This is a genomic window from Microbacterium sp. MTN4-26 (genome assembly GCF_042846595.1).
GTDB classification, from domain to species: Bacteria; Actinomycetota; Actinomycetes; order Actinomycetales; family Microbacteriaceae; genus Microbacterium; species Microbacterium luteum.
Window position 1 is genome coordinate 17,003 of the sequence record NZ_BTGO01000029.1, and the last position, 10,523, is coordinate 27,525.

A 10,523-nucleotide genomic window follows, 5' to 3' on the forward strand; every position below is an offset into this window, starting at 1 on the left:
CGGGGTCTCGGCGGGCGGGTGAGGGGTCTTGCGATCTGGGGACACGAGGCGGGCCTTACGGCTGCTCTTCGAGTTCCATCTCCATCGGCGCCTCGACGTAGTCGGCGGAGGAGTCGGCCTCCCAGGTGTCTTCGGTCTCCACCGGGGGAGCTTCGACGGCCACGGTGTTCTCCACGGCGACGTCGCCGCCGATGTCGCCGTTGTTGACCGCGACCTGCGTGTTGTCCACCTCGGTCTCGGTGTCGTTGAACGACTCCTCCACCTCGACATCGACATCGGTCTCCGTCGATCCGTCGTTGAAGGACTCGTCGACGTCGGCCTCGACCTCCGTGTCGGTGTTGGTCGAGGAGTCGTTGAACGATCCGTCGACGTCGACGTCGGTGGTCTCGTTGCCGATCGCGATGTCGCCGGTCTCGATGTCGGTGGTCGACGTGTCGACGCTGGCGGTCTCACCGGCGGCGGCTCCGCCGTCGCCGCTGTTGACGATCGCCTCGTTGTCGAAGATCTGGTTCACGTCGCCGTTGGCCCAGATGTTCTGATTCACCGACTGGTCGACGATCGTCGCGCGGTTGTCGATCGTGAACGACTGGGTGATCGTGTTGATCTCCTCGACCGGCGTGGGCTTGGGCCCAGGCGGGTGGGGATGCGGGTGGGGGTTCGGGTGCGGGTGCACGTCGGGCCGGTCGACCACGACCGGGGCGACGGCGCGCACGTCGTCGGCGCACACGTCCGACAGGCCGTTCGAGGCGAGCGTCCCTTCCGGGTCCTGTTCGAACTCCGCTGCGGCCTCCGGGTCGCGCAGAAGGCTAAGGATGAATTCGATCAATGCATCGGCGATGGTCGCCAGCGGAGTGGTCATGGTGTCTCTCCCGTCGTTTCGAGACTCGTTCTCGAGGCTATGCAGGTCTGCGAGGTTCGGAATCGGGGGTAACCCCGAAAGATTCTGAGGGCGCTTAGGGATCTGCGCGTGAGGTCGGGGGTCATCGTCCGGCCCCTTCCGTCGTGCTCATCGCCACGCGCAGTTTCGCCAGCAGATCCGACCGCGACGTGGCAGCCAGCCGCCGGCGGATCTGTCCGATGTGGTGCTCCGCAGTACGCGGTGAGATGAACAGCTCTGCTCCGATTTCGGCGTACGTCCGGCCCTGCAGCACCAGCTGGGCGATCTCGTGTTCGCGCTCGCTGAGACCGGTGTTCGCGGAGGTGGGAACCGGGCCTGTTGCCGGTTCGCCCGAGGGTGCCGTCTCGCGCGGGTGCAGCTCCCGCGCGCACGCCAGCAGCCGCGCCCCGACCTTCTTGTCCTTGCTGCGACGGGCTCCGTGTCCGGCGAGGCGTGCGCCGTCCCATGCGAGTCCGACCGTGGAAAGACCCCGGGCGGCCGCTTCCACCGCGTCGGGGTCGACGGTGCCGGCGAGGATGGCCGTCCACGCTCGCCCGGCCTGCGCCATGCGGGCGGCGAGCGGGTTGCGGCGGGCGGCGGTGACGAGTGCTTTGGCGTGCGGTGCGAGGTCGTCGGGGCGATTCTCGAGGATGCCGCGCTGAATGCCCGCCCAGTGCAGCGCCGTCGCCCACACCGACGGCTCACCGAGCCGGTCGACGAGGGCGAGTGCGTCGCGGAAGGCCGGCTGCATCCATTCGGCGTCGCCGAGGCGGGCCGAGACGATCACCAGTTCGCTCAGCGGCAGCAGCATGTACAGGTCGGGTTCGACACGGCGCACCCGGCTCTTGAGCGAGTCCCAGGCGGATCCGAGCGCGGCGACGTCGTCGTAGCGCCGAGCGAGTTCGACCGTGACGGCCGCGGCGATGACGTCGTCGCGGGCCGAGAGCACGGCGCCGTCGGCGGTCGCCGCGGCCAGCGAGCGTCGCGCCTCGGCGACCTGCTCGCGCTGCACGGCGATCCACGCGTTCCACAGCAGCAGGCGCGGACGCCAGCGGCGGCAGTGCGCGGTGTGGGTGAGGGCGTCGGTGATCACCGTGTGGGCGAGATCCAGGTCCCCGATCCCGATCGCGGCGGTCGCGGCGATGACGGCCGGAAGCTCGGGCGTCGGCGAGGTGTCCCGGGCGGCGCACGACAGGTCGGCCGCGCGGCGAAGGTCATCCACAGCCTCGCGGGGGCTGTCATCGGAGAGCGTGGCGCGCAGGCCGCGATCCAGCAGATCGAGCGCGACCCCCCGGGCAGACGGGGCCGCCGGTGCCGTCGCATCCGCTGTGCCCGTGGAGAGGTCGCGCTCGACGAGTCTGCCGGCGCCGGCGGCGGCGACGAGTGCGCGCGTGCGACCGGGCGCCGACGCCGGCGGCATCGCACGGTACGTGTCGTGTGCGATCGACATCATCCCGCGGTCGGCCCATGTCGTCGCGAGCGTGTCGGCGGCGAGGTCGTGGTCCGGGTGAGCGCGGTCGATCCCCACGCCGCCGAGGAGCAGTCCGGCCCCGTCGCCGTCCCCGGCGGCCCACAGGGCGTGCGCGTGCGCGGCGGCGATCTCGGATTCCGGCACGCCGCACGCGACGGCGCGCTCGAAGAGTGCGGCCGCGAGCGCCGGCTGGCAGGCGATCTCGGCGCGTGCGCGTTCGGCGATCGCGTTGCCGAGCGCGGAGTCGACGATCCCGTCGAGACTCGCGGCCAGGTCGGAGCCCGGCACGAGGTCGAGCGAGCCGTGCCGGATCAGATCGATGAGCACGTCGATCGACGTGCTGGCCCGGGCCGCGTCGGCCACGAGCGGGAGGGGGCGTCCGTTGGCCGTGAGCAGTCCCTCGGCATGGCCCTCTGCGATGATCTCCGCGGCGTCGGCGGTCTCGGCACCGGCGTGACGCGCGCCGAGGCTGAGGGTCTCGATGCGGCGGCGAACGGCCGGCGAGACCGTCTCGAGCCGGTGCTGGACCCGGCGGCGCACGACGCGTGCGAGCTCGCGGTGCTCGGGGTCGTCGCTGCAGTCCTGGAGGTCGTGCGCCTCGACGCACGCGGCCACCAGCCACGCGGTGCCGCCGCTGATGTCGAGGATGTGCTGCGCGCACGCCGCATCCGCCGACAGCAGATCGGTGCGCACCTCGGCGAGCGTCACCTCGCCCAGCAGCAGGGGCGGACTGTCGTGCTCGACCACGCGGGTGATCTCCACCAGCGCCGGCGGTGCCGGCCACGTGCGGTAGGCGATGACGAGGCCCGCGTCGGGTCGATGCGCGCGTTCGAGGAGTGTTCCGAGCGCCTTCTCGTCGAGCTCCTGCGCGTCGTCGACGAGGAGGGTCACGTCGTCGTCGACGGGATCGGTGCTATCGCGCGCCGACCACAGGTGGGTCGGCCGGCCGTCTCGGTCGAGCCGACCGCGCAGGTAGGCGAGCGCATCCGTCTTGCCCGAGCCGGCACCCCCGACGATCGCTGCGCGCAGTGGGGGTCTGCGCGTGACGAGGTCGTCGAGGGCGCCGAGCGCGTGGGCAGCCCGGGGAAGCATCTCTACCGTCGGATCGGTGGTCTCGGTGAGCCTGTTCACTATCGCCCCCGCACGCTACTCAGCCGTCACCGTCGTATCGGACGGGCTGGGGCTGGGCGACGTGGGGGGAGTCGTCTCGGTCTGCGTTTCTGAGGGCGCGGGGTCGGGTGCCGTCGAGGTCGACGCGGTGGGTTCCGGCTCGCTCGTCGGCTCGGGCTCCTGCGTCGGGGTCGTCTGATCCGGCGTCGGGTCGGTCGTCGGCGACGGGTCCGTCGTCGGCTCGGTCGGGGTCGGGTCCGGCTCCTGCGTCGGAGTGGTCGACGGTGTCGAGGGCGAGGGCGTCGACGGGGTGGTCGGCGTCGGTGTCGATGTGGTCGGAGGCGTCGACGGCGTGGTCGTCGACCCGCCGGATCCGGACGAGCCGGTCGATCCGGTGGAGCCGCTGGACCCGGACGAACCGCTCGAGCCCGACGACCCGCTCGACCCCGTCGATCCGCTGGATCCCGAGGACTTCGGCGGCGCCGACTTCGACGGCGACGTGCGCCCCTGCGTGGCACTCGAGGAGGAGGACGATGACTTCGGTGTGGTGCGGGTGTTGTGCACCATCGGGTTGCTGCGCGGTGTGGTCCAGCCGCCGGTGTCCGCCTTCGGCCGGGGCGCGGCCTTGACCGCATCGGCAGCACCCGGTTCCTCACCGGCCGCCTCGGGCTCACTCGTCTCGCTGACCGCCTGCGAGGACGCGGTCAGCTCCATGCCGAGCCACTCGCTCAGCGACTGCTGGCTCGAGCCGGCGGCGAGGGTGCTGTTGCCGAGTCCGGTCGCGTTCGCGAGCACGAGGCCGCTCGCGAGCACGAGCGCGCCCGCTGCGGACGCCGCGATCGGGATCGCCCGAGACCGGCGAGCGGGAAGCGGCGTGGGTGCCTCGGCGACATCGGCCGCCTCGGCGACGGGGGCGTCGTCGACCAGTGCCGCGGCGGACCCGGCCGGCAGCAGGGCGAGACCCGCGCCGATCTCGGCGGCCGGTGCGATGGCCCGCGCTGCGCCGAGGGCGATCGAGGACTTCGGATCGGCATCGATCGCGATCGGACGGTCGAAGCGCTCGGAGAGCATCTGCGCGACGAGCGGGATGCGAGATGATCCGCCGACGAGCAGGATGCTCTCGACGTCGTCGGGAGTGAGACCGGCGGCTTCGAGCGTGTCTTCGAGCGTGTCGGCCGTGCGCTCCACCGACGGCGCGATCATGTCCTCGAACTCCGCACGGGTCAGGCGAACGCTCGCCGCGCCCGTGGGCAGGAGCACCGGGATCGTCACGTCGGAGTCGAACGAGAGCGCCTCCTTGGCGTCGACGCACTCCCGGCGCAGCTGCGACAGCGCCAGCCGCATGTCGGCGTCGTCGGACTGCAGGTCGGCTGCGGTCACGCCCGCAGCGCGGAGCACGTGGCGGAGCACCTCGTCGTCGAAGTCGGCGCCACCGAGGTCGTCGATTCCCGACGCGCTGCCGAGGGGCGCGAACCCGCCGTCGTCGGACTTGCGGAGGATGACGGAGTCGAACGTGCCGCCGCCGAGGTCGTAGACGGCGAGCGAGCGGCCCGGCTCCAGAACCCGGCCGGCTTCGTACTGCCGTGCGGCCGCTTCGGGTTCGGTGATCAGCGACACCTCGCCGACCTCGGCGCGGCCCAGCGCGGTGCGGATCAGGCCCAGCCGGTGGGAGCCCCACCCGGTCGGGTGGGTGAGCATGGTGCCCTCGGGTGACGAGCCCTCGCGCTCGACGACGGCCTCGATGACCGAGGCGACGGTGTGCGCATAGAGCTGCTCGGGCGGAAGAGTCCGCCCCGCCACCGACAGCGGAACGTCGTCGCCGATGCTGCGCTTGAACTCGCGCACGAGCCGCTCGGGCTGGCTGATGCCGCGTCGTTCGGCGGCGTCTCCGAAGAGCAGGCCGTCAGCGGTGACGAACACCGATGACGGAGCACTGTCGGTGCTGCGTCCGAGCGGAAAGCTTCGGGTGTCGAGTGTGGTGTCGGGAGCGGACCGTGCGGTCGCTGCCGCCGTCCTGCTCGTACCGACGTCGATACCCAGAAAATACGCCGTTGCCATGATCCCCCCACGGATCGGGCGCGAGCTGGCGAGAGCTCGTGATTACCCCAGTTGTTCCCAGTGTCCCAGTGCAGCAGACGAGGAGCGATCACGGTGGCGAACGCCGTCGTCTGCATCCGATGCCAGGTCACCCAGCTGACCCGGTCTCGGTGTTGTCATCGTACACACACATGAGGGGAGACGGCCAGGGCCGTGCTGATACGTGTCGATCGTAAATCTGGCACTCGCGTTGCAAGAGTGCCAGCGCTTCCCTAGACTTGCGTTAGCACTCTCACTCCGAGTTTGCTAACGAGTCTTGACGTCTCATAGGAAAGCAGAGGTAGACCCGTGTCGGTTTCCATCAAGCCGCTCGAGGACCGCATCGTCATCACGCAGGTCGAGGCCGAGCAGACCACGTCCAGCGGTCTGGTCATCCCCGACACCGCCAAGGAGAAGCCCCAGGAGGGCGAGGTCGTGGCGGTCGGTCCCGGTCGCATCGACGACAACGGCAACCGTGTCCCGGTCGACGTCGCCGTCGGCGACCGCGTGATCTACAGCAAGTACGGCGGTACCGAGGTCAAGTTCGGTGCCGATGAGTACCTCGTGCTGTCGGCGCGCGACGTTCTGGCGGTCGTCGTCCGCTGAGACACCCCGCTTGACGAAGGGCTCGGATGCTTCGGCATCCGAGCCCTTTTCGCTGCCGCAACCGGGCGCGGCAGGTCGGGACTACGATGAACCGGTGAACCTCGACGCGCCCGAGCCCCCCGGGGGAGCCGGCGACGCCGACGAGGCAGCACGAGACGCCCCCGACCTGGGGGAGACCGCGCTCGTGACCGCGGGCGTCGGCGTTCCGTCGTCCGCCGACGCAGGCGCCTCGCCGCCGGACGCCTCGCGAGAGCGAGCGTGGGGCGGCGTGTACACGTTCGTCGCGTACCTCCTGTGGGGGTTCCTGCCGCTGTACTTCCTCGCGCTCGCACCCACCGGGCCGTGGGAGGTCGTCGCGTGGCGCATCCTGCTGTCGCTGGTGTTCTGCGCGATGCTGCTGACCGTCACGCGCACGTGGCCTCGGCTGGTGGCGATCCTCCGGCAGCGACGTCTCGTCGGCTGGACGGTGGTGGCGGGCCTGCTCATCTACGTCAACTGGCAGGTGTTCCTCATCGCGACCCTGACCGGGCACGTGATCGAGACGAGTCTCGGATACTTCATCAATCCGATCCTGACCGTGCTCCTGGGCGTCCTCATCCTCCGGGAGCGGCTGCGTGTCACGCAGTGGATCGCGCTCGGTATCGCGGCCGCCGCGGTCGGGGTGATCGTGGCGGGCTACGGTGCGTTCCCGTGGATCGCACTGTCGCTGGCGACATCCTTCGGACTGTACGGGCTCGTCAAGAAGCAGATCGGCCCCTCCGTCGACGCGGTGAGCGGGCTCACGCTCGAATCGCTCTGGCTCACCCCGGTCGCCATCATCCAGCTCATCGCGGTGGGGGTGACGGCCGGTCTCACACTCGGCACGGCCGGAGCCGTGCATACCGTGCTGCTGCTTCTGGCCGGCGTGATGACGGCCACCCCTCTGCTGCTGTTCGCCGCGGGCGCGCGCCGGGTGCCGCTGACCGTCATCCGCCTCCTGCAGTTCGTGGCCCCCATCCTGCAGTTCACGATCGGGGTGTGGATCCTGCAGGAGCCCATGCCGCCGGAGCGCTGGATCGGCTTCGCACTGGTCTGGGTGGCGCTGGTGATCCTGTCGGCGGACTCCGTGTCGGCCGCTCGTCGATCGCGCCGCACGGTGTCGGACGTGGCCGACCTCACGTAGCGGAGCGCGTCACCGCACGAGGCGGGCGATGGCCTGCGAAGCCTCCGCGATCTTCTCCTCGGCCTCGGGCCCTCCGGCTCGCGCGGCGTCGACCACGCAGTGACGCAGGTGGTCGTCGAGCAGCCCCAGCGCCACGGTCTCCAGCGCGCTGGTCAGGGCGCTGATCTGCGTCAGGATGTCGATGCAGTAGCGCTCATCCTCGACCATCGTGCGGATGCCGCGCGCCTGCCCCTCGATCCGCTTCAGGCGATTGAGGTAGCGGGCCTTGTCGCTGATGTAGCCGTGGTGGGCGTGCGCCTCGGCGGTGTCGGTCATCGGGGCGGTGTCGGTCATCGGGACTCCTTCGGTGTCGGTGCGGTGGTGCGGAAACGGCGCAGCAGCAGGCTGTTGCCGACGACGAAGACGCTGGAGAAGGCCATCGCGGCGCCGGCGATCATCGGGTTCAGCAGCCCCAGGGCGGCGAGGGGGATCGCGGCGGTGTTGTAGGCGAACGCCCAGAACAGGTTCGTCTTGATCGTGCGCAGTGTCGCGCGCGACAGCCGCAGTGCATCGACCGCGGCGAGCAGGTCTCCGCGCACCAGCGTGAGGTCGGATGCGGCGATCGCGGCATCGGTGCCGGTGCCCATGGCGATGCCGAGGTCGGCCTGCGCGAGGGCGGCGGCGTCGTTGACCCCGTCGCCGACCATCGCGACGACCCGTCCCTCGCTCTGCAGTGCACGGATCGTATCGACCTTGCCTTCCGGCAGCACCCCGGCCGAGACGCGCTCGATGCCGACCTCGGCGGCGACGCGTCGGGCGACGCACTCGCCGTCGCCGGTGAGCAGCACCGGCTCGAGGCCGAGCGCGCGCAGACGCTGCACCGCTTCCGCACTGGTGGGCTTCACGCCGTCGGCGAGCGAGATCGCGCCGCGGGCCGCGCCATCCCATGCCACGTGCACGGTCGTGAGGCCCTCGGTGTCTGTGTCGATCGGCGTGACCGCCCACGAGCGCAGGAACGACGCGCTGCCCACCAGCACCGCACGTCCGTCGACGACGGCCGAGACGCCGGACCCGGCGGTCGCCTGGAACGCCTCGATCGCCGGGAGCGGTCGGTGCCGTCGGCCGGCCGCGACGATCGCCAGGGCGAGCGGGTGCTCGGAGGCGTCTTCGACGGCGGCGGCGATGCGGAGCACCTCGTCGGAGTGCTCCCCGGTCGCGGCGGTGACGTCGACGACCGACATGCGTCCGGTGGTCACGGTGCCCGTCTTGTCGAGCGCGATCGTGTCGACCGTGCGGGTCGACTCGAGCACCTCGGGGCCGGTGATGAGGATGCCGAGCTGCGCGCCGCGGCCGGTCCCGACCATGAGGGCGGTGGGGGTGGCGAGTCCGAGCGCGCAGGGGCAGGCGATGATGAGCACCGCCACGGCGGCGGTGAACGCGGCCTGCGCGGAGCCGCCGAGCACGAGCCACGCGACGAGGGTGATGACCGCGATCCCGATCACGACCGGCACGAACACCGCCGACACCCGGTCGGCCAGGCGCTGCACATCCGCCTTGCGGGACTGCGCGTCCTCGACGAGGCGCGCCATCTGGGCCAGCTGCGTGTCCGACCCCACGCGCGTCGCCTTCACCACCAGGCGCCCGCCCGCGTTGAGGGTCGCTCCGACGACCGCGTCGCCGGGGGAGACGTCGACCGGCACCGACTCCCCGGTGACGAGGGCGGCGTCGATGCTGCTGGTGCCCGAGGTCACGACCCCGTCCGTGGGCACCTTCTCGCCGGGACGCACGATAACCTCGTCGCCGACCCGAAGGGACGCGATCGGCACGCGCACCTCGACGCCGTCGCGCAGCACGGCGGCGTCCTTGGCGCCGAGCTGCAGGAGGGTTCGCAGGGCGTCGCCGGAGCGCCGCTTGGCCCGGACCTCGGCGAAGCGGCCCGCAAGGAGGAACATCGTCACGCCCGCCGCGACCTCGAGGTAGACAGCCGGTTCGCTCGACGCGCTGAACCAGACGAAGCCGTGCGTCATGCCGATCATGCCAGCGTCGGTGAACAGCAGCGCGTACAGCGACCACAGCGTCGCGGCGGTCACCCCGAGCGAGATCAGGGTGTCCATGGTCGCTGCGCCGTGCCGCAGATTGATCGCCGCGGCGCGGTGGAACGGCCATGCCGCCCACGTCACGACCGGGAGGGCGAGAGCGAGCGAGACCCACTGCCAGCCCGGAAACTGCCACGCCGGCACCATCGACAGCGCGATGACGGGCACGGCCAGGGCGATCGCGACGAGGAGCCGCGTGCGCAGCGAGCGCGCATCCGCGTCGTCGGCGGAACGCGCGGGCTCGGGCACCGATGCGTCGTAGCCGGTGCGCTGCACTTCGGCGATGAGCGCTTCGGGCGTGAGACCGGATGCCGACTCGACGTGCGCACGCTCGGTGGCGTAGTTGACCGACGCCGTGACGCCGTCCAGGCGGTTGAGGCGCTTCTCGATGCGGGCGGCGCACGACGCGCACGTCATGCCCTGGATGTCGAGGTCGACGCGGGAGGGCGCGGCCTCGGCGGCCGACGCGGACATCAGGCGCGGACCGCGGAGTAGCCGGCCTCGTCGACCGCGGCGATCACGTCGGCGTCGGCCGGGACGGGGCCGTCGGTGGCGATCGTGAGCCGCCCCGACGCCGCGCTCACGTCGACGCCGGTCACGCCCGGCACGCGTGACACCTCGTCGGTGACGGCGCGTTCGCAGTGCCCGCAGGTCATGCCCGTCACGAGGTAGTCGATGGTGGTCTCGGCGCTCATGGTGCCTCCTGTCGCGGTCGTTCGCCGGAGATGCCGGCTCTTGGTGGAACACGATACCCCCTATGGGTATTCCGCGGGTCTGCGACGGTCCTATAGCTGTCAAGTGGTGAGTAGGTCGGTTTTGAGGGCGTTGTAGGTTTCTCTGGCGATGGCGCGTTTGAGGCATCGGAGGATGTCTCGGGTGGTGAGTCCTTCGGCTGCTCGGCGGGTGGCGTAGTCGCGGGTGCGGGGGTCGGAGCGGAGTCGGCCGACGGCGATGAGGTGGAGGGCCCGGTTGGCTTGTCTGTCGCCGCCGCGGTTGAGGCGCATGCGTCGGGTTTTGCCGGAGGATGCCGGCAGCGGTGCGGTGCCGGTGAGTTTCGCGAAGGCTGCTTCGTTTCCGAACCGGTCGAGGTTCTCTCCGGCGCAGACCAGGAGGGTCGCGGCGGTCTGTGTGCCGATCTGGGTGCGT

Annotated in this window: 9 protein-coding genes; 2 read left to right on the plus strand and 7 right to left on the minus strand. The window is 71.1% G+C overall.

What is annotated here, in order from left to right:
• Positions 1-55: 55 nt before the first annotated feature.
• The 3 genes from ACGG9C_RS16545 to ACGG9C_RS16555 form a co-directional block, all read right to left on the minus strand.
• Positions 56-859, minus strand: a complete 804-nt coding sequence (locus ACGG9C_RS16545; RefSeq protein WP_194383652.1) for an IniB N-terminal domain-containing protein — start codon at positions 857-859, stop codon at positions 56-58.
• Positions 860-980: 121 nt separating this feature from the next.
• Positions 981-3,479, minus strand: coding sequence for a LuxR C-terminal-related transcriptional regulator (locus tag ACGG9C_RS16550; RefSeq protein ID WP_288419977.1), 2,499 nt, complete (start codon positions 3,477-3,479; stop codon positions 981-983).
• A gap of 15 nt (positions 3,480-3,494) precedes the next feature.
• The gene (locus ACGG9C_RS16555; RefSeq protein WP_194383650.1) at positions 3,495-5,516 is read right to left on the minus strand and encodes an Hsp70 family protein; all 2,022 of its coding nucleotides are present in this window, start codon (positions 5,514-5,516) and stop codon (positions 3,495-3,497) included.
• Between the two features lie 327 nt (positions 5,517-5,843).
• On the opposite strand from ACGG9C_RS16555, the gene groES reads away from it, so the two are divergent.
• Complete coding sequence (gene groES / locus ACGG9C_RS16560; protein WP_071046031.1) at positions 5,844-6,140, plus strand: co-chaperone GroES; 297 nt, start codon at positions 5,844-5,846, stop codon at positions 6,138-6,140.
• 268 nt (positions 6,141-6,408) lie between these two features.
• Positions 6,409-7,302 carry an EamA family transporter RarD gene (gene rarD / locus ACGG9C_RS16565; RefSeq protein WP_390178921.1) on the plus strand — a complete coding sequence of 298 codons (894 nt, stop codon included), beginning with the start codon at positions 6,409-6,411 and terminating at the stop codon, positions 7,300-7,302.
• Positions 7,303-7,311: 9 nt separating this feature from the next.
• Here rarD and ACGG9C_RS16570 read toward each other — a convergent pair whose 3' ends face one another.
• From ACGG9C_RS16570 to ACGG9C_RS16585, 4 genes are all read right to left on the minus strand, one after another.
• The gene (locus tag ACGG9C_RS16570) at positions 7,312-7,635 is read right to left on the minus strand and encodes a metal-sensitive transcriptional regulator (protein ID WP_390178918.1); all 324 of its coding nucleotides are present in this window, start codon (positions 7,633-7,635) and stop codon (positions 7,312-7,314) included.
• A complete protein-coding gene (locus ACGG9C_RS16575) occupies positions 7,632-9,851 on the minus strand; it encodes a heavy metal translocating P-type ATPase (protein WP_390178919.1) in 2,220 nt (739 codons plus the stop codon). Before ACGG9C_RS16575 ends, ACGG9C_RS16570 begins: the two co-directional genes overlap by 4 nt.
• Positions 9,851-10,072: a heavy-metal-associated domain-containing protein gene (locus ACGG9C_RS16580; RefSeq protein WP_071046037.1), complete on the minus strand. Its 222-nt coding sequence runs from the start codon at positions 10,070-10,072 to the stop codon at positions 9,851-9,853. The genes ACGG9C_RS16575 and ACGG9C_RS16580 overlap by 1 nt, the downstream gene beginning before the upstream one ends.
• A gap of 99 nt (positions 10,073-10,171) precedes the next feature.
• On the minus strand, positions 10,172-10,523 hold a 352-nt coding region (locus ACGG9C_RS16585; protein ID WP_390178920.1), incomplete at its 5' end, for a transposase.